At 63.4% G+C, this 21,796-nt stretch carries 20 protein-coding genes; 7 read left to right on the top strand and 13 right to left on the bottom strand.

The window, feature by feature from the left end; translation table 11 throughout:
• Positions 1–15 precede the first annotated feature (15 nt).
• The 5 genes from R3175_RS09815 to cysZ form a co-directional block, all read right to left on the bottom strand.
• Positions 16–222 carry a cold-shock protein gene (locus tag R3175_RS09815; RefSeq protein WP_227173699.1) on the bottom strand — a complete coding sequence of 69 codons (207 nt, stop codon included), beginning with the start codon at positions 220–222 and terminating at the stop codon, positions 16–18.
• 301 nt (positions 223–523) lie between these two features.
• The gene (crcB, locus tag R3175_RS09810) at positions 524–904 is read right to left on the bottom strand and encodes a fluoride efflux transporter CrcB (RefSeq protein ID WP_318944093.1); all 381 of its coding nucleotides are present in this window, start codon (positions 902–904) and stop codon (positions 524–526) included.
• 73 nt (positions 905–977) lie between these two features.
• Positions 978–3,425, bottom strand: a complete 2,448-nt coding sequence (locus tag R3175_RS09805) for an acyl-CoA dehydrogenase (protein WP_318944190.1) — start codon at positions 3,423–3,425, stop codon at positions 978–980.
• A 193-nt stretch (positions 3,426–3,618) separates the two neighbouring features.
• Entirely contained in the window at positions 3,619–6,462 is a 2,844-nt protein-coding gene (gene rapA / locus R3175_RS09800; RefSeq protein WP_318944092.1) for an RNA polymerase-associated protein RapA, read from the bottom strand.
• 12 nt (positions 6,463–6,474) lie between these two features.
• Positions 6,475–7,227, bottom strand: a complete 753-nt coding sequence (gene cysZ / locus R3175_RS09795; RefSeq protein WP_318944091.1) for a sulfate transporter CysZ — start codon at positions 7,225–7,227, stop codon at positions 6,475–6,477.
• 95 nt (positions 7,228–7,322) lie between these two features.
• On the opposite strand from cysZ, the gene R3175_RS09790 reads away from it, so the two are divergent.
• Complete coding sequence (locus R3175_RS09790; RefSeq protein WP_318944090.1) at positions 7,323–7,736, top strand: VanZ family protein; 414 nt, start codon at positions 7,323–7,325, stop codon at positions 7,734–7,736.
• 462 nt (positions 7,737–8,198) lie between these two features.
• Here the strand turns inward: R3175_RS09790 and R3175_RS09785 are convergent, their stop codons facing one another.
• The 3 genes from R3175_RS09785 to R3175_RS09775 form a co-directional block, all read right to left on the bottom strand.
• Positions 8,199–9,176 carry a histidine phosphatase family protein gene (locus R3175_RS09785; protein WP_318944089.1) on the bottom strand — a complete coding sequence of 326 codons (978 nt, stop codon included), beginning with the start codon at positions 9,174–9,176 and terminating at the stop codon, positions 8,199–8,201.
• Between the two features lie 15 nt (positions 9,177–9,191).
• On the bottom strand, positions 9,192–9,668 hold the full coding sequence (locus tag R3175_RS09780) for an NUDIX domain-containing protein (protein ID WP_318944088.1): 477 nt from the start codon (positions 9,666–9,668) through the stop codon (positions 9,192–9,194).
• Between the two features lie 83 nt (positions 9,669–9,751).
• A complete protein-coding gene (locus R3175_RS09775; RefSeq protein ID WP_318944087.1) occupies positions 9,752–10,405 on the bottom strand; it encodes a class I SAM-dependent methyltransferase in 654 nt (217 codons plus the stop codon).
• Positions 10,406–10,607: 202 nt separating this feature from the next.
• On the opposite strand from R3175_RS09775, the gene mnmH reads away from it, so the two are divergent.
• The 5 genes from mnmH (at position 10,608) to R3175_RS09750 (ending at position 15,306) form a co-directional block, all read left to right on the top strand.
• The gene (gene mnmH, locus R3175_RS09770) at positions 10,608–11,696 is read left to right on the top strand and encodes a tRNA 2-selenouridine(34) synthase MnmH (protein ID WP_318944086.1); all 1,089 of its coding nucleotides are present in this window, start codon (positions 10,608–10,610) and stop codon (positions 11,694–11,696) included.
• 181 nt (positions 11,697–11,877) lie between these two features.
• Positions 11,878–12,711: a mechanosensitive ion channel family protein gene (locus tag R3175_RS09765; RefSeq protein ID WP_318944085.1), complete on the top strand. Its 834-nt coding sequence runs from the start codon at positions 11,878–11,880 to the stop codon at positions 12,709–12,711.
• Between the two features lie 247 nt (positions 12,712–12,958).
• A complete protein-coding gene (locus R3175_RS09760) occupies positions 12,959–13,516 on the top strand; it encodes a YbaK/EbsC family protein (protein ID WP_318944084.1) in 558 nt (185 codons plus the stop codon).
• Between the two features lie 88 nt (positions 13,517–13,604).
• Positions 13,605–14,900, top strand: coding sequence for an FAD-dependent monooxygenase (locus tag R3175_RS09755; RefSeq protein ID WP_318944083.1), 1,296 nt, complete (start codon positions 13,605–13,607; stop codon positions 14,898–14,900).
• 40 nt (positions 14,901–14,940) lie between these two features.
• A complete protein-coding gene (locus R3175_RS09750) occupies positions 14,941–15,306 on the top strand; it encodes a histidine triad nucleotide-binding protein (protein ID WP_318944082.1) in 366 nt (121 codons plus the stop codon).
• Between the two features lie 160 nt (positions 15,307–15,466).
• Here R3175_RS09750 and phoU read toward each other — a convergent pair whose 3' ends face one another.
• The 5 genes from phoU to R3175_RS09725 form a co-directional block, all read right to left on the bottom strand.
• Positions 15,467–16,198, bottom strand: coding sequence for a phosphate signaling complex protein PhoU (gene phoU / locus R3175_RS09745; protein WP_318944081.1), 732 nt, complete (start codon positions 16,196–16,198; stop codon positions 15,467–15,469).
• Positions 16,199–16,235: 37 nt separating this feature from the next.
• Positions 16,236–17,129, bottom strand: a complete 894-nt coding sequence (gene pstB, locus R3175_RS09740) for a phosphate ABC transporter ATP-binding protein PstB (protein WP_318944080.1) — start codon at positions 17,127–17,129, stop codon at positions 16,236–16,238.
• Between the two features lie 10 nt (positions 17,130–17,139).
• Positions 17,140–18,435, bottom strand: a complete 1,296-nt coding sequence (gene pstA, locus R3175_RS09735; RefSeq protein ID WP_318944079.1) for a phosphate ABC transporter permease PstA — start codon at positions 18,433–18,435, stop codon at positions 17,140–17,142.
• Positions 18,428–19,816 carry a phosphate ABC transporter permease subunit PstC gene (gene pstC, locus R3175_RS09730; protein ID WP_318944078.1) on the bottom strand — a complete coding sequence of 463 codons (1,389 nt, stop codon included), beginning with the start codon at positions 19,814–19,816 and terminating at the stop codon, positions 18,428–18,430. Before pstC ends, pstA begins: the two co-directional genes overlap by 8 nt.
• A gap of 162 nt (positions 19,817–19,978) precedes the next feature.
• A complete protein-coding gene (locus R3175_RS09725) occupies positions 19,979–21,037 on the bottom strand; it encodes a substrate-binding domain-containing protein (protein ID WP_318944077.1) in 1,059 nt (352 codons plus the stop codon).
• A 288-nt stretch (positions 21,038–21,325) separates the two neighbouring features.
• Between R3175_RS09725 and R3175_RS09720 the strand changes: the two genes are divergently transcribed.
• Positions 21,326–21,724: an acyl-CoA thioesterase gene (locus R3175_RS09720; protein WP_318944076.1), complete on the top strand. Its 399-nt coding sequence runs from the start codon at positions 21,326–21,328 to the stop codon at positions 21,722–21,724.
• The last annotated feature ends 72 nt before the right edge of the window (positions 21,725–21,796 follow it).

Genomic DNA, 21,796 nt, shown 5'->3' with positions numbered 1-21,796 from the left:
CAACGGGTGCCTGGATTACAGGGCAACCACGTTCTCCGCCTGAGGACCTTTCTGGCCCTGAGTCACGGTGAACTCAACCTGCTGACCTTCGGCCAGGGTCTTGAAGCCAGAGCCCTGAATGGCGCTGTAGTGAACGAATACGTCCGGGCCATCTTCACGGGTAATAAAGCCGAAGCCTTTGGTTTCGTTGAAGAATTTAACGGTACCGGTAGTTGTAGACATACTTACACTTCCTGAAATCAATCTTGGGGTTGTCGTCGCAGCCACTGCGACCGACGGTTACGGAAAAACTCAACGCGCGGAATCAAAAACAGGACGTTGCACTACAACCAACGGTGGGATACGTCTTATTCATGAAATGCTTTGCTAATCTTTCCTTCACTGAGCACTTTACTCTTAGTTCAACGACTTGCCAAGCGCATTTTCGAGCTATAGGGGAAGATACCGACGATAACTGGGGTTCGACGCTGCCCCCGGCAGCCCTGGCGCTGCGAGGCTCTGAGCAAGGCCCAATGGCCCGTCATCAGCTGCGCAGTAGACTAAAGGTGTAGACACCCAGGGCCACCATCAGCAAGGAGCCCAGCAGGTGGGCCAGGCTGCCCAGCACGGCCATCAGCCACTTGCCGTCCTGGATGGCGGCGAACATTTCCAGGGAGAAGGTGGAAAAGGTGGTGAGGGCGCCGCACAGCCCGGTGATGGCGAACAACCGCCATTCCGGCGCCAGTGAGCTGCCGTGGCTGAAATAGCTGATCAGCAGCCCGACCAGCCAGCCACCCGCCAGGTTGGCCAGCAGGGTGCCCGGCGGCAGCACGTGGTACTCGCTGTTCAGCCACAGCCCCAGCGCCCAGCGCAGGTTGGCTCCAATCACCGCACCGCTGCTGACGGCAAGAATCGACCACCACATGCTTTCAGTTGTCTCCACTGCGTGCCGCCGGGAGGCCTGCAAACGGCTCTCCCGGCGGATATGAAGGCCACGGTCAGGCCGCGTTGTGCTCGATCACCGACTCTTTGTTCTGGGCGAAGGCGTCGAAGGGGAAATCGTCGACGCTCAGCAGGTCCAGGACTTCGGCCTCGTACTCGCGCATGAACTCGGCGTCCTGTTCGCTGATGAGCTCCGCCTTCAGTGCGGCCTCGACCCGCTGCTCCGGATGTAGGGCCTCCATCGGCAACTCGCCCTTGGCGTAGGCCTTGGTCACCTTGCGGTACAGGTCCTCGGCGCGGGGGTAATCCTTGAGCAGCGCGTTGTAGCGTGCCACGGGGTTGTCCACGCCCTTATCCCCGGTCGCCGTCCAGGCCCCCGCCAACAGCTTGGCGCGCAGCGGCGTGTCGGTGGAGATGGCACGAGCCAGGGCCCGGGCGCTGTCGTCGTGGGGCTTGTCCCAATGCTGCCCCAGCGGCATGGTGATTGCCCGCAGGGCCATGGCCACTGGCCGGTTGGGCAGGTTCTGCAGGAACTCCTCGAGGGCCGCCTCGGCCCGGTGCAGCAGCAGTTTCAGGCTGTACTGCATGATTTCCCGCTCACCTTCCACCGGATGCGTCTCATACCAGTGCTTGAGCACCATGGACGCGAGGTAGAGGTTGGACAGCATATCCCCCAGCCGGGCGGAAATCAGCTCCCGCATCTTGAGTTCGGCGCCCAAGGTGGTCATGGCGGCATCGGCACACAGCCCGAAGGCGGCGCTGAAGCGGGCTACCCCCTGGGCGTAGCGCCGGGAATCACTGTCAAACGGCACCTCGCCCCGGCCCAGGCCGAGGGCCTGGGTGAAGGCCCGCGCCGCATTGCCCAGGATCAGTCCGGCGTGACCGAAGAAAGCCCGGTCGAAGGCGGTGATGTCGTCGTTGTCCTTGGCCGCCAGTTCCTTCAGTACGTAGGGGTGGCAGCGAATCGCCCCCTGGCCGAAGATCATCAGGCTGCGGGTCATGATGTTGGCGCCCTCCACGGTGATGGACACCGCCGAGCCGGCAAAACTGATCCCCAGGTAGTTCCGGGGCCCCAGGGTCACCGTCTTGCCACCGTGGACGTCCATGGCATCGGTGAGCACACCGCGCTGGTATTCGGTCAGGTGGTATTTCAGGATGGCGGACGGCACTGCGGGCTTCTCGCCCCCATCCACCATGTTCGCGGTCTGGTTCACCGCAGCCTGGGCAATGTAGGTATGGGCGGCAATCCGGGCCAGCGGCTCCTGCACGCCCTCCATTTCCGCCACCGGGGCGTTGAACTGACGGCGGACGCGGGTGAAGCCCCCGGCCGTGCCGACGGCGTAGGCGGCGGCCCCCGCCGCACCGGACGGCAAGGTGATGCAACGGCCCACCGACAGGCACTCCACCAGCATCCGCCAGCCCTGGCCGGCCATTTCCTGGCCGCCAATGATGTAATCCAGCGGAATAAACACATCCTTGCCCTTGATGGGACCGTTCAGGAACGGGCTGCCGATGGGGCAATGGCGGCGGCCAATCTCCATGCCCTTGGTGTCCCGGGGGATCAGGGCACAGGTGATGCCGTAGTCCTTGGTGTCCCCCAGCAGGCCGTCGGGGTCGAACATGCGGAAGGCCAGCCCCACCACCGTGGCCACCGGGGCCAGGGTGATCCAGCGTTTCTCAAAATTCAGCTTGAGCCCCAGTACCTCCTTGCCCTCGAAGGTGCCCTTGCAGACAACGCCGGTGTCGGGAATGGAGGTGGCATCGGAGCCGGCCCGCGGGCCGGTGAGGCCGAAACAGGGAATCTCCCGGCCGTCCGCCAGCCGTGGCAGGTAATGCTGCTTCTGTTCGTCGGTCCCGTACTTGAGCAGCAGCTCGCCCGGCCCCAGGGAGTTGGGCACGCCCACGGTGACCATCAGCGACTCGTTGGGGGCCAGTTTCTGCAGCACCGCGGTCTGCGCCTTGGCGGAAAACTCCAGGCCGCCGTATTCCCTGGGAATGATCATGCCGAAGAACTTCTCACGCTTCAGGAACTCCCACACCTCCGGCGGCAGGTCGGCGCGCTCGAAGGCGACGTCCCAGGCGTTGCACATGGAAATGGCGGTGGTGCACTGGTTGTCGACGAAGGCCTGCTCCTCGTCGGTCAGGCCGGTGTTGCGATTGATCAACAGGTTGTGCCAGTCCGGACGGCCGCTGAACAGCTCGCCGTCCCAGCCGACGGTGCCCGCCTCCAGGGCGGTGCGCTCGGTGTCCGAGACCTTCGGAGCCACCTTCTTGAACAGGTCGAATATCCGTGGGGTCAGCCAGCCTTGGCGAAGGCCCGGCAAGCCGCAGGCTGCGGTCACCGCCGCCGCGAGGAACAGCACCAGCGCCAGGGTAGCGGAGGCAAACAACAGGGAGACCACACCGACCACCACCAGCAGGGTGATAGCGGGCTTGGCCCCCGATTCATTGCGCATGACCACCAGAATGCCGGCCACAGCGATTAGGGACAGGATTAACGTCATCATAGCCACTCACGTCCTTTGGGAGCCGTTGAATTTATCCTGAAGACCGCGGCGGACCTCACGCGACGCACGTTGCCACGGCGCCCGCCCTCCAGTTAACTGAATCAGATACCTGAAACTTCTTTCCTGACAATGTTCAGGGGGCCCGGCAAGACCCTCTTAGATGGTTACTCGCCAAGCCGTTGCCGTCAACTCACGAGGTCACAATCACCCGGATCCCCTCCAGCGCCAGCGTTGCCCGGCTCAGGGCCTGCTCGCTGGCCGCCAACTGGGCCGCAAAGAAGTCGATTTCTTCAGCACGGATCGCCGGGTTGGTACGTTGCAACGCCGTCAGTCGATCAATCTCCGGCGAGAAAAAGGCCCGAACCCGGGCCAGGGCAGCCTCCCGCATCGGCGCCAGGTGTTGGTCGGCCAGCCCCTCGGCATGGTCCACCATGGTTTCCACCTCGGCACGGATTTTCGGCACCACCGCCTGAGCGGTGCGGCGGCGGATGTTGGAGCACAGGTCGTTGAGGCGTTCATGGGGCAGGGCCGCAGACAGGTCCCGGCCCTGGACGTCCACCAGCAGCCTCAACGGCGACAACGGCAGGTAACGGGACAATTGCAACGACTCGGGAGCCGGACAGTGCACCTTGAACAGCGCCTCCAGCATCAAGGTCCCCGGGGGCAGCCCCTTGACGGACATGCTGGCCAGGGCCGCCTTGCCCAGGTCGGTGCCGGTCACCGACTCCATCACGCCGGTGACCAGCGGGTGTTCCCAGCTCATGAAGGCCATGTCTTCCCGCTCCAGCGCCTGCTGCCGGTCCCAGGTCACGGTCAGGCCGTCTTCCGGCAGGTCCGGCACATGGCCGGTATGACGCTGTTCGCTGGGGCGCAGGACATCGGCGTGCTCGGAATGGTCCTCCACGTCGACACCGAGGATATCGAAGGCCTCCATCATGAAGTCGCGCACCGGCGCTTCCGCCTCTTCCTCCTCGATACGCTCGATCAGTGCCAGGGCCTGATCACGGCGGCAGGAATTGAGCTCAATCAGCGCATCTCGGCCATTCTGCAGCAGGGTTCGCAACCGGCCCGCTTCCTCGCGGGTGCGGGCGATCAGGGCCTCCAGGTCGCTACCACCGTCCAGCACCGCCTGCCAGTCGTCCGCCAGTGTTTCCTTGACCGCCACGCCCACCGCGCAGCTCTCGGCGAAGGCATTCAGGCCTTCGTGGAACCAGCGGAACTGGCGCTCCTGGGCCGTGCCGGCCAGGTACGGCAGGTGAATACGGATGGTCTCGGACTGGCCGATGCGATCCAGACGGCCGATCCGCTGCTCCAGCAGGTCCGGATTCTGGGGCAGGTCGAACAGGATCAGGTGGTGGGCAAACTGGAAGTTACGGCCCTCACTGCCAATCTCGGAACAGATCAGCGCCTGCGCCCCCTGCTCGGTTTCGGCGAAGTAGGCCGCGGCCCGGTCCCGCTCCACCAGGCTCAGGTGTTCGTGGAACGCCGCACTGCGAATGCCGGCCCGCAACTGCAGGTGGTACTCCAACGCCATCGCCGTTTCGGCGTGGGCACAGATCACCACCACCTTCTCCCGCTTGAGTGCGGTCAGGGTCTGCTCCAGCCAGCTCACCCGGGGATCACTGGCCAGCCAGTCCTCCTCCGGCAGGCCCTGCTCCGGGGTCAGCCCCGGTACGCCCTGGACCCGATCCCGGTACAGCTCCGGACAGGCCAGTGCTACCGGCTCCGGCTGTCGCTCGGGAAAGCCCTGAATGGCGGCACGGGTATTGCGAAACAGCACTCGGCCGGTGCCGTGACGGTCCAGCAGGGCGTCGACGATGGTGGTCACCGGGTCCTCAGTCTGCAGCATGGCCTCCAGCTCGTCCCCCAGCCAGGAGCGCAGGACGGCCTGTTCGGCCTCGCCGGGCGCGCCAGACTTGGCCAGCAGCCCCCGCACCACGTCGTTGAGCCGCTCGTAGTCCTGTTCCTGCAGACAGAAGGCGTCCAGGTCGTGGAATCGCGCCGGATCCAGCAGCCGCAGGCGGGCAAAGTGGCTGGCCACGCCCACCTGCTCCGGGGTTGCAGTCAGCAGCAACAGCCCGCGGGTCAGTTCCGCCAGGCGTTCGATGACCTGGTACTGGGTACTCGCGCCCTCCGGACTCCAGGCCAGGTGATGGGCCTCGTCCACCACCAGCAGGTCCCAGCCCGCCGCCTCGACGTCGTACTGGGCGGTACGGTTGTGGCTCAGGAAGTCCAGGCTGCACAGCACCAACTGGTCCGCCTCGAACGGGTTCTCCCGCTCGTCTTCGGCCACTTCCACCGGCGCTTCGCGGTCGTAGTCGTGGCTGTAATGGTCCTGGTCGACGATGGCAAAACGCAGGTTGAAACGACGCAGCATTTCCACCAGCCACTGGTGAACCAACGAATCCGGCACCACAATCAGCACCCGACGGGCCCGTTCGGTGTGCAACTGGTAATGCAGGATCAGGCCGGCTTCGATAGTCTTGCCCAGCCCCACCTCATCCGCCAGCAGCACGCGCGGAGCGAAGCGCCGGGCCACCTCGTGGGCAATGTGGATCTGGTGCGGCAGGTGCTGGGTGCGGGCACCGATCAGCCCCTGGGCCGGTGACGACCGCAAGCGGTCCAGGTGCTGCAACGCCGCCACCCGCAGGCGGAACGCCCCATTGCGGTCGAACTGGCCGGCAAACAGTCGCTGGTGGGGCGCGGAGAAATTGACCACGCTGCTGAGTTTCACTTCCGAGATCTGCTGCAGGTCGCCACTGCCGTCGTCAGCGTGGTAAAGCAGGACTCCACCCAGATCCTCCACCGCCCGCACGGTGAACCGATCGCCGTCGAAGGTCTCAATCTGCTCGCCCATCTGGAACACCACCCGCGCCAGCGGCGCGTTATCGATGGCGTAGGTGCGCTCTTCATCGGCGGCGGGAAATCCCAGCGTTACCCGGCGACCGGACACATCCGTCACAATCCCAAGGCCCAGGCCGCTGTCGCTGTGGCTGACCCAGCGCTGTCCGATGACAAAATCTGATATCTCCAAAAAACCTCCGAACTATTGCGTTGACGGTAAGCGGGGTTCACGCACCCAGAAAGCGGTGGCGCCGCACACGGCTGCTGGCACCACGAACAGATTGAGAACCGGCACCATGGCCGCCAGGGCCACCGGCAGACCGAAGCCCAGGGCCGACAGCCGTCGCTGGGCCAGTTGTTGCCGCAGTTTCGGGAAACTGACCCGGTTGTTGTCGGCGGGATAGTCGACATACTGCAGCGCCATCATCCAGCTGTTGAACAGGAACCACAGTACCGCGGCCACCAGGTTGACGACGGGAATCAGGCCAATGAGGAACAGCCCCAGGGCCCGCGGCAGGTAGTAGAGGATTTTCTGCACCTCACGCCACAGCGCACGGGGAATGTCCTTGATGATCTGCGTCCAGCCGCCGTCCACGCCAACCTCCTGACCGGTCAGGTGTTTCTCGGTCAATTCCGCCAGGTAGCCATAGAACGGCGAGCCGATCAGGTTGGCGACAATCACAAACCCGTAGGCCAGCAGCAACAGGATGACCGCGCCGTACAGGATCCAGAACAGCCAGTCCAGGCTCTGCAGCCAGGCCCAGTCCGGCAGCCACCCCATGGCGGTGGCAATCAGCACGGAGAAAAATTCGGCGAGCAGGTAGAACAGGAGGGCGAACAGCAGGATGTTGAGACACAGGGGGATAATAACGAACAGTCGCAGGCCGGGCTGCCGGATCAGGCGAAACCCCTCCGCCAGATAACCCAGGCCATGAAAGAAATTGCCTTTGAGCATGGTGACAGGCACTCCGCTGGTGGCACCTAATGTAATGACAGTAACGGGGCGCAAAGCATACCATGTTGCGCCTGAGTCCACAGCCCGAATGCCCTATGAAAACCATCACCTTGCAACTGTTGACCCTGGTCCGCCTCCAGTCCCTCTGGCGTGCCGCCCTGGTGCTGTCGGTGGTGGCCATCCTGTACCTGGCCACCACCAGCTCGCCCTACCCCATTCCGGCGGCGCCCATCGACAAGGTCAATCACCTGCTGGCCTTCCTGGAACTGACCCTGCTGGTGCAACTGGGCTGGCCCCATGGCCGACGGCTGCCGGCGCTGCTGGCCCTTGCCGGCTATGGACTGCTCATTGAGCTGATCCAGGGCCAGCTTGAGCACCGGGACTTCTCCGCGGCGGACATGCTGGCCGATGCTGCCGGCATCGGCCTGGGGCTGTTGCTCTGGCCGGTCCTGGCGCGTCTGCAGGCCTACGCCATTCGCCAAGAACGGCATTTGCGAAATCCTCCCTGAACCGCGTGCGAGATTTCTCACATGCCGGTGAGAATTTTCGGCAATGTGACGTGCGCAGACTGTGCACGTTCGTACCAGAACAGCGCAACCAATTGATTTTTAGAAGACCAACTTGAGTGTTCGCCGACGCCGGCCAAAACACTACGACGCTGTCACAAAAACAACATCGGCCGATTGCTATAGTGGAATCGTCAAGGATGACAGGGAGAAGGAAGCCGCTGGGAAGCACCCCCGCAACTGGATGCGGAGAGAAGCAGGGACGTACGGACGCCGAGCTTGAGGGATAACTTTCGGATCGCCGGCCAGGACGCTGGCGCCACGGAGCTGGCATCAGGACAACATAACGCGACAAGGCGGTCGCACGTGCGCAAGGAAGCCACGACCTGTTCCGACACAAGGGCAGCCCCGAGGGGTTGCCCTTTTTTTGTTGCTTGGCTGTTTGCTTTGCCAGCGTCGAGCGGGTCAGGCCAGCAGACGAGCCAGCTTGGTGATCAGACGCCCCACCCCCGGCTGGCGAACCAGCTGGCTGGCCCGCGCCGCCTCCAGCCACTGGCGGCCACGCGGGGCCTCTGGCCACTGAGCGTCCTCCAGTACCCGCACCACCTCCAGGCCGTAGACCGCAACCTCGCAGTCCGCCCCCCACTTTTCCCGGCGAAAGTAACCCAGGCAAGGCAGCTGGATCTCACCCACGACCCCGCCCTGCGCCAGCGCCTGATCCCGCGCGGTGTTCGCTTCGCTGCGGCCGGGTGCCACCACGCCCTGGGGCAGGCGCCAATGCTTACCATTGCCGGAGCCGGTCAACAGGATTTCCAGCCGGCCGTGGCAGTAGCGATAGGGAATGGCCGCCGCCTGGTGATAGTAGTAGGCGGGCCGCGGCCGCCACTCCTGGCGTTCGTGGGCGTGGGGAAAGGGGAAGCGGTGATCGAGTGAGCGGGCCTGGACCAGCTGGACCAACTCTCCGCTGCACGCAGTCAGGTTGTGCCAGTGCGACAGGCCGAACCGCAGATGGGCGAGCGTGGCAGTCGTCAACAGCTTGCCGTCGTCGGTCCGTTCCGGTGCTGGTTCGGCCAACGCCAGCAACAGCTCTTCCAAGCCCGGGTTGTGCCCCACCAGCAGGACCCGCCGGCATTCGTCCGGGACCCTGGCCAGCGCCCGCCTCAACGCCGCCGTGTCGGCCAGGTACAGGCGCCGGTCTGGATGCACGCTGGCCGCGTCCATGCCCAGGGCCTTGCAACACAGGTCAGCGGTCTGCCGGGCCCGCTCCGCCGGTGACGACAGCACATAGTCCGGAACCAACGCTTCCTGCTGCAGCCAGGCGCCAATACGCTGGGCGCCCTGACGCCCCCGCTTTTTCAACGGCCGATCAAAATCCGGCAGCTCGCGGCTCCAGTCGGACTTGCCGTGTCGCAGCAGCAGAAGTTCCCGACCCTCCCAAACCATCCTGATCGATAATCCTCAGGCAAAGACCGGGTCACGGAAGCACCCCAGATAGACCGGGGAAGCCTGTTGCCCACTGTAGCTCGCCATGGCCGACGCCAGATAGGGTTCGGCCAGGGTATGGCGCTCCAATTCGTCGAGACGCAGCCAGCAGACCTCCACCTGGTAACGGTCGGGCTGGCTGCCATTGCGGGGTTCGTACAGGGGGGGCACATCACAGCGGAACACCATTTCGATGACGTGACGACGGGTGGTGCGGCAGCGAAAATAATCCGCCACCCAGAGCAGGTCCTGCAGGCAGACCTCGGCATCAATCTCTTCCAGGCACTCCCGGGCCACGGTCTGCTCCAGGGTTTCACCGGTTTGCTGGCCGCCGCCGGGCAGAGTGTAATACTCCCCTCGCCCAGGTCCCCGTTTGCGCAGCAACAGAACGGCGTTTTCCCTGATAATCAGTGCCCTGGCGGTATTGCGGATGTCCGGGTGCAATTGTGTCATAGCGGGTCCGAGACCTCCTCGTCAGAGGTCTTAGTAACGAAAGAGCTTCTTACCCTATGTTGTCCGCCGTCGGGACGCCAGCTTCATGAACCAGCGTGATAGATCCTCACCCGGTTGAATTCCTCAAATTCATTCAGGTCGGGCCAGGTTCGCCCTTCGATGACGGCCTGACGACGATAGGTGTCGTCCCCCAGCACTTTGACCCTCGAATCCGCCAGCAGCACCGACGGGGCGGCGCTGCGAAACTCCGCCAGAAAATGCCGGTTGTCCGGGTCGTAGAGCACGTCCGCCGCGGTGATGACATCCAGATCCCCTGGGCGTCGATACCAATCCTCACAACGGGACAGGGTCACGCCGTTCAGCGCCGCATTGGCCTGGGCCGCATCCAGCGCGGCCGGGTCCAGGTCACAGGCGATGACCTCTTGGGCACCGGCCAGGGCTGCGGCAATGGCCACCACGCCGGAGCCGCTGCCAAAGTCCAGCACCCGCTTGCCAGCGACCCGTTCCGGGTGTGCCAGGATCCAGCCCGCCAGGACCTGCCCGCTGGCCCAGCAGAATGACCAGTAGGCGGGCTCGTCCACTACCGCCTGGGCCTCGTCGTGACTCAACGGCCCCTCGAGCACAGCCGGGTCGAACAGGTACAGGCGGATAGCCGGGCAACCGGCCGGCCGGGTTTCGGCCACCCGACCATGGGGAAGGGTTTGCTGGAGGTGTCGATCAAGCTGTTCCGGCGACATGTCAGGTTCTGCCCTTGGTCAAAACGGAGCATTCTAAACCGCCATGGGCGTCTGGGCATCCCCCCTGATTCACGCCGTCGCGGAGATTCCCTGAATATCGGCCTGGCGTTTGGGGCTCGCGCATGGACAACGGGATTATTCAGCGACTCCCCCGGTCCGGTATACTGCGCCCCTGTTATTTTGTGGCGATGAGGGCGTGGCGATGGCCAGAGCGGATACCGACAACTACCTGGAGCTGTTCCTGAACGATGTGCCCCTGATGGACGTTCGTGCACCGGTGGAATACCTGCGAGGCAGCTTCCCCCAGAGCGTCAATGCCCCGCTGATGAACGACGATGAGCGCCACCGGGTGGGGATCTGCTACAAAAACAGGGGCCAGCAGCAGGCCATCGAGCTGGGCCACCAGCTGGTTTCCGGGGACATCAAGGCGGAACGGATTGCCGCCTGGAAGCGCTTCGCGGTGCAGCACCCGGACGGCTACCTGTACTGCTTCCGGGGCGGACTGCGCTCGCGCCTGACCCAGCAATGGCTGCGGGACGCCGGCATCGACTATCCCCTGGTCATCGGCGGCTACAAGGCCCTGCGCCGCTTCCTGATCGACCAGCTCGAAGAGCTGGCCCAGGCCAGCGAGTTCCGCATCCTCAGCGGCCGCACCGGTACCGGTAAGACCCGGCTGTTGCAACAGCTGCCCAACCCCATCGATCTGGAAGGCCTGGCCAATCACCGCGGTTCCAGCTTCGGCCGCCATGTGACGCCACAGCCGTCCCAGATCGACTTCGAGAATGCCCTGGCGGTGTCCCTGATCAAGGCCTGCCACCGCCGTGGCGGTGCGCTGTACCTGGAGGACGAGAGCCGATTGATCGGCCGCTGCGCCCTGCCCGACAGCTTCCGCCAGAAAATGGCCCAGGCCGACCTGATGATCCTGGAACGCCCGTTAGTTGAACGGATCGCCATCATCCGGGAAGACTACGTCGAAAACATGCTCGCCGAGTTCCAGCACCGGGATGGCGAGGCCGCCGGCTGGGCCAATTTCCAGGATTACCTGCTCAGCGCCCTGGACCGCATCCGCAAGCGGCTGGGGGGCGAGCGGCACCGGCGGCTGCGCGAGACCATGGCGGCCGCCCTGCACCGGCAGCAGACCCAGGACGATCTCAGCGGTCACGACGCCTGGATCGAGGTCCTGCTGGCGGACTACTACGACCCCATGTACGACTACCAGCTGAGCCAGAAGGCAGGCCGGGTGGCGGTGCGGGGAACCGCATCGGAGATCCTCGGCTGGAGCCGGCGCTAACCGGACAAACAACCGTCCGATCAAGGCATTATTGGCCCCCAAAGTCACCTGCCTGCTACCCGCCGGTCACGATACTCTGCTATAACCTACCGCAGGCCGGCATCATCCAGCTCTCCCGTTCGGCCGTAAACAACCCTGTGCGCATGATCGGAAAGAAGAACCAGGAAAGAAGGAGTCCTCGATGGAAGACATGCTTGGAGCGGATGGAAAAGCCGCTGAACTGATGGACCAGGCCATGGCCATGGTCATGGCCTATGCCCCCAAGGTGGTGCTGGCCCTCATTACCTTGCTGATCGGCCTGTGGCTGATCAGCAAACTGGTCGGCGTGCTCGAAACCCGGCTGACCGCCAAGGACCCGACCCTGAGCAAGTTCCTCTGCGGGCTGATCGGCGTCACCCTGAAGATCCTGCTGCTGATCTCCGTGGCCTCGATGGTGGGCATCGCCACCACCTCCTTTATTGCTGTCATGGGTGCCGCCGGCCTGGCCGTCGGCCTGGCCCTGCAGGGCAGCCTGGCCAACTTCGCCGGCGGCGTGCTCATTCTGATCTTCAAGCCGTTCAAGGTGGGCGACGTGGTCGAGGCCCAGGGTTACCTGGGCACGGTGGTGGAAATCCAGATCCTCTACACCATCCTCAACACCTTCGACAACCGCCGCATCGTGATTCCCAACGGCAACCTGTCCAACTCCAGCCTGATTAACCTCAGCGCCTACGAAACCCGGCGTTGCGACATGAGTTTCGGCATCGGCTACGGCGACGATATCGAGAAGGCCAAGGCGATCATCCAGCGGCTGATCGGCAGCGATGAGCGCGCCATGAAGGACCCCGAACCCATGGTGGTGGTGGGCGGTCTGGGCGAGAGCTCGGTGGACTTCACCGTGCGGGTCTGGCTGAAGGCCTCCGATTACTGGCCGTTCTATTTCGACATGCAGGAGAACGTCAAGAAAACCTTCGACGCCGAAGGCATCTCCATTCCGTTCCCCCAGCGCGACGTGCACCTGTACAAGGCCGACTGACCGGCAGGGCCGGGTTGCCCCAACAACCCGGCCCTGCCCCCGCCCGTTGTGACGCCCCTGTTACCGTTTGTTTCCACCTGGGAGGCATTTCGCAAAACGGGGTTAAAACCTCTCGCATTCCTGACAGCCTCAGCTAAGCTGACGGGTAAGGAAGTCATCGTGCCCATTGGCCACTTTCTTGCGCACGGGCAGACGTCCCGCGGGACGCAGGCCGGAACGCTGTCATTGCTGGTAGGAGGTAGTCACTATGCCGGTACAGCAGTTGAAAGAATTCCTTGACCAGGCGGATGTGGAGTACATGTGCCTGCCCCATCCCCCCGCCTTTACCGCCCAGGAGCTGGCCCATCACGTTCAGATTGCCGGAGACCGGGTGGTCAAGACCGTCATCATCGAGCTCGATGGCAAGATGGCCATGCTGGTGATGCCCGCCACCTGGCGGATTCGCTGGGACCGGCTCAGCAACGTCCTGGATACCGATTTCGTCGACCTGGCGGATGAGCAGGAATTCCAGGATCGGTTCCCCGACTGCGAAGTGGGCGCCATGCCGCCGTTCGGCAACCTATTCGACATGTCCGTCTATTGCTGCGAGGCACTGACCAACCAACCGGAACTGGCGTTTGCCGCGGGCAGCCACAGCGAATCCATCCACATGAAAACCGCCGACTTCCTCAACCTGGTGCACCCGGTGGTGATCGACCAGGGCTTCACCAAACCGGGCGCCCAAAAGCCCGCCTGGTTGCGTAAAAGCCGTAAACCCCGTCAGCTTGCGGCCAGCGACCGTCCCACCGGCATGGCCGGGTACTGAGCCAGCAGGCCGCTTTCGACAACCGGGCCGGTTTGTCTGACACGCCCCATCGCGTAAACTGGGGCTCTCCAGACGGGAAGCCCTTTCTATGACACACTCCTTTGACATTGTGGTGGTTGGCGCCGGCATGGTTGGCGCCGCCCTTGCCTGCGGCCTGGGCCAGAGCGGCTACCGGGTGGCCCTCATCGATCGCGCGCGTGCCAGCGACTTTGCCCCCAGCGACGCTCCGGACCTTCGGGTGTCGGCACTGAGCGTTGGCAGTGAACGCTACCTGCGTAAGCTGGGGGCCTGGCCCATCATGGCGGCCATGCGCATGACGCCCTATCGCCGCCTCGCGGTCTGGGACGCCAGCGCCCACCCGCTACAGAACCTGCTGCCGGGCAAGGCACCGCGAACCGTCTTCGATGCCACCGGGCTCGACACCAGCCACCTCGGTCACATCGTGGAAAACCGCGTAACCCAGCGCGCTCTGTGGCAACTGGCGGATGCCCAGGACAACGTCACCCTGCTGGTGGGGCAGGGCGTCGCGGCCCTGCAGTCGGATCGCGAGACTGCCATGGTCACCCTTGAGGATGGCACCGCGCTAAACAGTGCCCTGGTGGTAGGCGCCGATGGTGCCCAGTCCCGGGTCCGTGCCCTGGCGGGCATCGGCACCGAACGGGACCAGTACGGCCAACAGGCGCTGGTAGCGTCGGTTCGCTATCAGGGGGCGGTGGAGGACATCACCTGGCAGGCGTTCCATCCCTCGGGCCCCCGCGCCTTCCTGCCCCTGCACACCGCGGGCGAAACCCACCCCGGGGAGAGCTGGGCCTCGCTGGTTTGGTACGACAGCCCGGACACGCTGGCTCGCCTCAAGGCGCTCCCGGCAGGGGAGTTTCTGGCCACCGTGCAGCAGGCCTTTCCTGCTGACCTGCCCCGACTGACCCATGTCGATGGTCGCGCCAGTTTCCCCATCGCCCGCCAGCACGCCAAGCGCTATCACCTCGACCGGGTTGTGCTGGTGGGGGACGCCGCCCACACCATCAACCCGTTGGCCGGGCAAGGCGTCAACCTCGGTTTCCAGGACGCTGACTGTCTGCAGGGGCTGCTGCACGAATGCCGCCGGGCCGGACAGGACCCCGGCCAGGCACAATGGCTGCAGCGATACGAGAATCTGCGCCGGCCCGCCAATCGTCGCATGATGCTGGCGATGGATCTGTTCTACTATTTGTTCAGCAACCGAATTCCACCGCTTCACCTGGCCCGCAACCTGGGGCTTGGCCTCGCACAGGCCATGCCCGCGGCCAAAAACCGGGTGGCGCGGTACGCCATGGGCATTGAGGAGACACTGCCCCGCATGGTGCAGTTACTCGCAAACCGGCTGCCCGGCCTCGGATCACGCTGACCGAAGCCTGAGGCACCCCTCGATCGCAAGGATACGAGCCATGTCAGAGACGCTGTTCAGCAAGATCATCAACCGCGAAATTCCCGCCGACATCGTGTACGAAGACGATCGCTGCCTGGCCTTCAAGGACATCAACCCCCAGGCCCCGGTCCACCTGCTGGTGATTCCCAAGAAGGCCATCGCCACCATCAACGACCTGGCACCGGAAGACCGCGAACTGGTCGGTCACCTGTTCCTGGTGGCGGCCAAACTGGCCAAGGACATGGGGTTTGACGACGACGGCTACCGGACGGTGATGAACTGCGGCGAGAATGCCGGCCAGACGGTGTTTCACCTGCACCTGCACCTGCTGGCCGGCAAGCCCTTTGGCTGGCCGCCCTACACCGACCGGATGAAGCAGGCGTAACGCCAAAGCCAAGGCCCTCCCGTCGGCGGCAGATTTCAACTCTGTCCCCAGGCCGCTGGCCGGCAAGCGCGCACAAAAAAACCGGCTCAGGCAAACCCGGCCGGTTTTTCAGATCGGGAACAGAATCGAGACCTGTCCCCAATCAGGAGGGAAGCGACGATCACTCCGTGGTATGTCCCACCACCCGTTCGGCCTCTTCCATGGAGGTATGGCGCACGTCCTCACCCTTGGCCATGAAGATCACGTTCTCCGCCAGGTTGCAGGCATGGTCACCGACCCGCTCCAGGGCGCGCAACACCCACATCACCGACATGCAGCGGGAGATGTTGCGGGTGTCCTCCATCATGAAGGTCAGCAGACTGCGGGTGGCCGCCTGATACTCCTCATCCACCCGCTTGTCCTCCTTCATGATCTGCAGGGCCTGCTCGGAATCCAGGCGGGCGAAGGCATCCAGGGCGTCGTGCAGCATGGTGGCCACGTGATTGCCGATGTGACGGACCTCCACATAGCCGCGGGGCGCCTTGCCCTCTTCCGCCAGCCCGATGGCGAATTTGGCAATCTTCTTGGCCTCATCACCGACCCGTTCCAGGTCCGCCACCATTTTGATCACCGACACCACCAGCCGCAGGTCCCGCGCCGTGGGCTGGCGACGGGCAATGACCCGGGTCGCTTCCTCGTCGATGTCCACTTCCATCTGGTCAACGGCCTTGTCGCGGGCGCGAACCTCGTCCGCCAGTTGGCCATCGCTTTCGATCAGGGCCTGGACCGCGTCGTTCAGCTGCTGCTCGACCATCCCACCCATTTTCAGGAATTCGGTTTTCAGCTCCGCCAGTTCTTCGTTGAACTGATGGGAAATGTGATCACCGTATACGTCGTCCTTTTGATGTGGCATAGGTTTTGTTCTCCTCGTATCCTGTCAGCGGGCGCGATTAACCGAAACGTCCGGTGATGTAAGACTCAGTCAGCTCATGCTCCGGCGCGGTGAACACCTTGTTGGTCTCGTTCACCTCCACCAGGTGACCCAGGTGGAAGTACGCCGTGCGGTGGGACACCCGCGCCGCCTGCTGCATGGAATGGGTGACGATGATGATGGTGTAGCTCTCCGACAACTCGGCAATCAGCTCCTCCACCCGGGCGGTGGCGATCGGATCCAGTGCCGAACAGGGCTCGTCCATCAGCACCACCTCCGGGCTGACGGCGATGGTGCGGGCGATACACAGACGTTGCTGCTGACCGCCGGACATGCCGGTTGCGGGGGCATCCAGCCGGTCCTTCACCTCCTGCCAAAGGCCGGCCTTGCGCAGGCTGTTCTCGACAATATCGTCCAGCTCCGACTTGCGGTTGGCCAGACCGTGAATGCGCGGTCCATAGGCCACGTTATCGTAGATGGACTTGGGAAACGGGTTGGGCTTCTGGAACACCATGCCCACCCGGGCCCGCAGCTCCACCACGTCCCGCTTGGGATCGTACAGGTCCTGACCATCCAGCTCGAGCTGACCCTTGACCCGGCAGATGTCGATGCTGTCATTCATCCGGTTGAGGCAGCGCAGGAAGGTGGACTTACCGCAACCCGACGGCCCGATAAAGGCGATCACCTCGTTCTTGGCGATGTCCAGGCTGACGCCCTTAATGGCCTGGGTATCACCGTAATAGACCTCCACATCCCGCAGGGAAAACTTGGGGTTGTCGGAAAACGGCGTGCCCACAGTCTTGCCATATTCAATAACACTGTCCGCCGGCTTGCCCTGGGCGGCCGCGTTGACCTCCTCCGTCGTATCCCGCTGGACCTGTTCGTTACTGAGACTCGGATTCATGCTGTTCATGGGATTCTCCTTACCACCGGCGCTCGAGCCGCTTGCGCAGCCAGATGGCCAATGCATTCATACTGATCAGGAAGGTCAACAGGACCATGATGGCCGCTGACGCGCGTTCAATAAAGCCCAGTTCCGGGCTGCCCGCCCACAGGAAGATCTGGACCGGCAACACCGTCGCCGAATCGAAGAACCCCCCCGGCACGTCGACGATGAACGCCACCATGCCGATCAGCAACAGCGGGGCGGTTTCCCCCAGCGCCTGGGCCATGCCGATGATCGAGCCGGTCAGCATGCCGGGCATGGCCAGCGGCAGCACGTGATGGAGCACCACCTGCATCTTGGAGGCACCGATGCCCTCGGCCGCCTCGCGGATCGACGGCGGCACACTCTTGATGGCGGCGCGACTGGAGATGATGATGGTGGGCAGTGTCATCAGCATCAGCACCAGACCGCCCACCACCGGCACCGACCGGGGCATGCCGAACAGGTTGATGAAGATGGCCAGGCCGAGCAGGCCGAAGATGATCGACGGCACCGCGGCCAGGTTATTGATGTTGACCTCGATGAAGTCGGTGAACCGGTTCTGGGGCGCGAACTCCTCCAGATAGATGGCCGCTGCCACCCCGATCGGGAACGACAGGAACAGGGTTACCAGCATGGTCAACAGGGAGCCCACCATAGCCCCCAACACCCCGGCATTGCCCGGCTCCCGGCTGTCACCGTTGGTGAAAAACAGGTCGTTGAAGGACGTCTCGATCACCCCACGCTCCAGCAGGGTGTCGGTCCACTGCTGCTGTTGCTCGCTGAGTTGGATGGAGTAGTCGGTATCATCCCGGTGTTTGACGAACACATCGACCTCGTCACTGGCCAGGAAGCTCAAGGTTCGAGTAGTGCCCATCACCGAAGGATCGGCCTCAACCAGGTCCCGCAGGTCGCTGGAGGCGTAGCTGCTCAGCAGCCCCTTCAGCGCCCGCTCCTGCTGACGACCGGAGACGTCCGGCAACTCCCGCTTCAGGGCGTTGAGCAGTGGCGCCAGGTAATCGGCGTTGCGCAGGGCGATCTCATCGGTGGCGTCCTCAAGGTACATCAGCTCCGGATCGAAGGTCACCTCCAGGGTCACCGTGGTCTTCAGGAATCCGGTGTAGCCCTTGCCGATGATGTCGGCAAACAGCACCACCAGCGCCAGCAGGGCCACCGAGATGGCGGCGATGCCATAGGCCCGGAAGCGCATTTCCTTCCGGTAGCGTCGCTTGAGCGATTGGCGGACGATCTCCGCCTGGGACCCGGTATGGGTCTCAGAGATAGGCTTAGTCATACTGTTCCCGATATTTCCGAACCACATGAAGGGCAATGATATTCAGCACCAGGGTCACGATGAACAACATCATGCCCAGGGCAAACGCCGCCAGGGTCTTGGCGCTGTCAAACTCCTGGTCACCCACCAGCAGGGTAACGATCTGCACGGTGACGGTGGTGACCGCTTCCAGCGGATTGGCGGTGAGGTTGGCGGCCAGACCGGCGGCCATCACCACGATCATGGTCTCGCCGATGGCCCGGGAGACCGCCAGCAGGACACCGCCCATGATGCCCGGCAGCGCCGCCGGGAAAATCACCTTTTTCATGGTTTCCGACTGGGTGGCACCCAGGGCCAGGGAGCCGTCCCGCAGTGACTGCGGCACCGCATTGATGACGTCGTCGGACAGCGACGACACGAACGGAATGATCATGATCCCCATGACCAGCCCCGCGGCCAGGGCGCTCTCGGCGGAGGCTTCCAGCCCAAGTGCGCTGGCCAGGTCACTGATGAAGGGCGCGACCGTGAGGGCGGCGAAGAAACCGTAGACCACGGTGGGCACCCCGGCCAGCATCTCCAGCAGCGGCTTGACGATGCCCCGCATGCGCTTGCTGGCGTATTCGGACAGGTAGATGGCGGACAGCAGCCCCACCGGTACCGCCACCACCATGGCAATCACCGAGATCAGCAGGGTTCCGACAAACAGCGGGATCATGCCGAAGGCCCCCTCGGCCCCCACCTGGTCAGCGCGGATCGCCGTTTGTGGACTCCAACTGGTGCCGAACAGGAATTCGGTAATGGGCACCTTGCCGAAGAAACGGATGGTCTCGAAAATCACCGAGAACACGATCCCCACGGTGGTCAGAATGGCCACCGCGGCACAGGCAAAGAAGATGCGCCGCAGGGTGGTCTCAAACTTTTCACGGGCGTTGATGTGGGGCGCAATCCGCAGCCAGGCCAGGAAGCCCCCCAGCACCGCGATGGCGACCACCAGCAGGGTCATCATCAGCCGACTGTTTTCGCGCAGCTCGGTCAGCCGGTTGGCGGCGTCGGCAATAGCGGCCGGCACGAAATCCGCCGACAGCGCTCCTGAGGCGACGTTACTGATCTGCGACAGCACCAAGCTGGCCTTACCGGCCGAATCCGGCCGCAACTCCGCGGGCAGGCTGCCCACCACCAGGGTCTGGATGACCTTGCCTTCAAAGCCGAGCCAGCAGGCCAGCACGATCAACGCGGGTAAACCACACCACATGGCGGCCCGGGCCGCGTAGTAGAAAGGCAGGGACTTCAGGTTCCGGATGCCGCCCAGCGGGGCCGCCAGGGCCCTCGACCGCGCATGCCCCAGGGCAAACGCGATGGCGACCAGAACCACGATCAGCGGGAATAGATTGGCCGGTTGCATGATTTCTCTCTGTGTCTAGCTGTATCTGGCACTCGCCTGACTGTTTAAAAAGCCATAGTGTAACGTGATGGGCCGTTTCACTCAGGCCTTTTCGTACATACGCAAAAAAGTGCGGGACCTGCGTCCCGCACTTTTTCAGTCATCCTGACCTGGTTCGACTGCTTACAGCTCGTCGCCGGTCATGGTTTCCAGGGCGTTGGCGTGGCGGGAAGCCTCCATACGTGTGGAACGATCCAGCGGGATCAGACCAACGTCGGCCAGGTAGCCGTTGTCGCCCCATGCGCCTTCGCTGGCGAACTCAGAGACGTACTCCTGGATCCCCGGAACCACACCCACGTGGGCCTTCTTGACGTAGAACCACAGGGAGCGGGCCACCGGGTACTGGTCAGAGCTGATGTTCTCCATGGTCGGCTCGAAGCCGTTCACGGTGGCCGCCTGTAGGGTACCGGAATTCTCTTCCAGGAAGCTGTAGCCGAAGATGCCGTAGGAGTCTGTGTCGGCAGTCAGTTTCTGGACGATCAGGTTGTCATTCTCACCGGCTTCAACGAAGGCGCCGTCTTCCCTAACGCTGTGGCAGATGGACTTGTAACGGGACTTGTCTTCGCTCTTGATGGCCTTGATCCAGGGGAAGGTCTTGCAACCGCCTTCCAGGGCCAGCTCGCTGAACGCGTCACGGGTACCGGACGTCGGCGGGGGACCCATTACGCGGATCGGCTTGTTGGGCAGACTGTCGTCAACGTCGCTCCAGTTCTGGTACGGGTTGGGCACCAGTTCCTCGCTGCCATCCGGGTTCGGGACATCCTTGGCCAGGGCCAGGAACAGCTGACGCAGGGTGACGTCCAGGTTCTCGGCTTCCTTGGAACTGGCCAGCACGATGCCGTCGCTGCCGATCTTGACTTCCACGATGTCTTCAACACCGTTGCTCTGGCACAGCTCGTACTCGCTGGCTTTCATGCGACGGGAGGCGTTGGTGATGTCCGGGTGCTGGGTGCCGATACCGGCACAGAACAGCTTCAGACCGCCGCCGGAACCGGTGGATTCCAGCTTGGGAGTCGGGAAGCTGGTGTTGCGACCGAAACGCTCGGCCACGACGGTGGCGAACGGGTAAACCGTGGACGAACCAACGATGTTGATGGTGTCACGAGCCAGGGTCGGGGCGGACACGGTAGCCAGGGCGCCGGCCACAGCAACGCTGGCGAGGGCTGCTTTCAGTTTGATCACGTTACGTCTCCATCATTCACATGAGCTTGTTTAGCTGCTTTTATTGTGCTGATCGAGCCAGATACCGTCCGGTTGCCTACCGAAACGCTGATGTCTGACCCACAGACAAAACGGCACGGGTGAGCCGATGGTTGGAGAATACGCAGACTATATGACAGCTTTGTGACAATCTCTGAAATATAGATGCCACAGTTTTTTCTTGCTACCTGAGCTGTCGCCATTAACATGCAGGCTGAGACAACCGGGACCCCCGGAATACAACTTCAAGAATGCAAAAGGGTAGTCTCCATGAGCAATCTCGACGATGACAAACCGATCCCCAGGGGGGAGCTGACCATCCAGGTGGTCCCTCTGCCTGCGGACACCAACGCCAATGGCGACGTCTACGCCGGCTGGCTGGTCAAACAGATGGACCTGGCCGCTGCCACCGTCGCCGGCCGGGTTTCCCTGGGCCGCAACGCCACCGTGGCCATCGACCGGATGGAATTCCTCTCGCCGTTGCGGGTCGGTTCCCAGGTGAGCTGTTACTGCGAGCTGCAGGACATCGGACGCAGCTCGATGAAGATAGGGGTGGAAGTATGGACCCGGGACCGCAACGCCAAGCGTCAGCGCAAGGTCACCGAGGCCCTGTTTGTGTATGTTGCCATCGACGAGCAGGGGCGTATCCGAGAGGTCCCGGAACAGTAATCCGTTCCGGGCACGACTGCCCCGCTAACACGGCTCCAACGGCGCATAGGCCAGCACCAGCCACTTGGCGCC

It is taken from the genome of Marinobacter sp. (genome assembly GCF_033722735.1).
GTDB lineage: Bacteria > Pseudomonadota > Gammaproteobacteria > Pseudomonadales > Oleiphilaceae > Marinobacter.
The sequence above is the reverse complement of the archived record's forward strand: the minus strand, read 5'-3'. Positions and strand labels throughout refer to the sequence as shown.

Bases quoted from the DNA above. Each gene is read 5' to 3' on its own strand.
- R3175_RS09815 (WP_227173699.1), bottom strand. From the start codon at position 222: ATGTCTACAACTACCGGTACCGTTAAATTCTTCAACGAAACCAAAGGC.
- crcB (WP_318944093.1), bottom strand. From the start codon at position 904: ATGTGGTGGTCGATTCTTGCCGTCAGCAGCGGTGCGGTGATTGGAGCC.
- R3175_RS09805 (WP_318944190.1), bottom strand. From the start codon at position 3,425: ATGACGTTAATCCTGTCCCTAATCGCTGTGGCCGGCATTCTGGTGGTC.
- cysZ (WP_318944091.1), bottom strand. From the start codon at position 7,227: ATGCTCAAAGGCAATTTCTTTCATGGCCTGGGTTATCTGGCGGAGGGG.
- R3175_RS09790 (WP_318944090.1), top strand. From the start codon at position 7,323: ATGAAAACCATCACCTTGCAACTGTTGACCCTGGTCCGCCTCCAGTCC.
- R3175_RS09785 (WP_318944089.1), bottom strand. From the start codon at position 9,176: ATGGTTTGGGAGGGTCGGGAACTTCTGCTGCTGCGACACGGCAAGTCC.
- R3175_RS09780 (WP_318944088.1), bottom strand. From the start codon at position 9,668: ATGACACAATTGCACCCGGACATCCGCAATACCGCCAGGGCACTGATT.
- R3175_RS09775 (WP_318944087.1), bottom strand. From the start codon at position 10,405: ATGTCGCCGGAACAGCTTGATCGACACCTCCAGCAAACCCTTCCCCAT.
- mnmH (WP_318944086.1), top strand. From the start codon at position 10,608: ATGGCCAGAGCGGATACCGACAACTACCTGGAGCTGTTCCTGAACGAT.
- R3175_RS09765 (WP_318944085.1), top strand. From the start codon at position 11,878: ATGGAAGACATGCTTGGAGCGGATGGAAAAGCCGCTGAACTGATGGAC.
- R3175_RS09760 (WP_318944084.1), top strand. From the start codon at position 12,959: ATGCCGGTACAGCAGTTGAAAGAATTCCTTGACCAGGCGGATGTGGAG.
- R3175_RS09755 (WP_318944083.1), top strand. From the start codon at position 13,605: ATGACACACTCCTTTGACATTGTGGTGGTTGGCGCCGGCATGGTTGGC.
- R3175_RS09750 (WP_318944082.1), top strand. From the start codon at position 14,941: ATGTCAGAGACGCTGTTCAGCAAGATCATCAACCGCGAAATTCCCGCC.
- phoU (WP_318944081.1), bottom strand. From the start codon at position 16,198: ATGCCACATCAAAAGGACGACGTATACGGTGATCACATTTCCCATCAG.
- pstB (WP_318944080.1), bottom strand. From the start codon at position 17,129: ATGAACAGCATGAATCCGAGTCTCAGTAACGAACAGGTCCAGCGGGAT.
- pstA (WP_318944079.1), bottom strand. From the start codon at position 18,435: ATGACTAAGCCTATCTCTGAGACCCATACCGGGTCCCAGGCGGAGATC.
- pstC (WP_318944078.1), bottom strand. From the start codon at position 19,816: ATGCAACCGGCCAATCTATTCCCGCTGATCGTGGTTCTGGTCGCCATC.
- R3175_RS09720 (WP_318944076.1), top strand. From the start codon at position 21,326: ATGAGCAATCTCGACGATGACAAACCGATCCCCAGGGGGGAGCTGACC.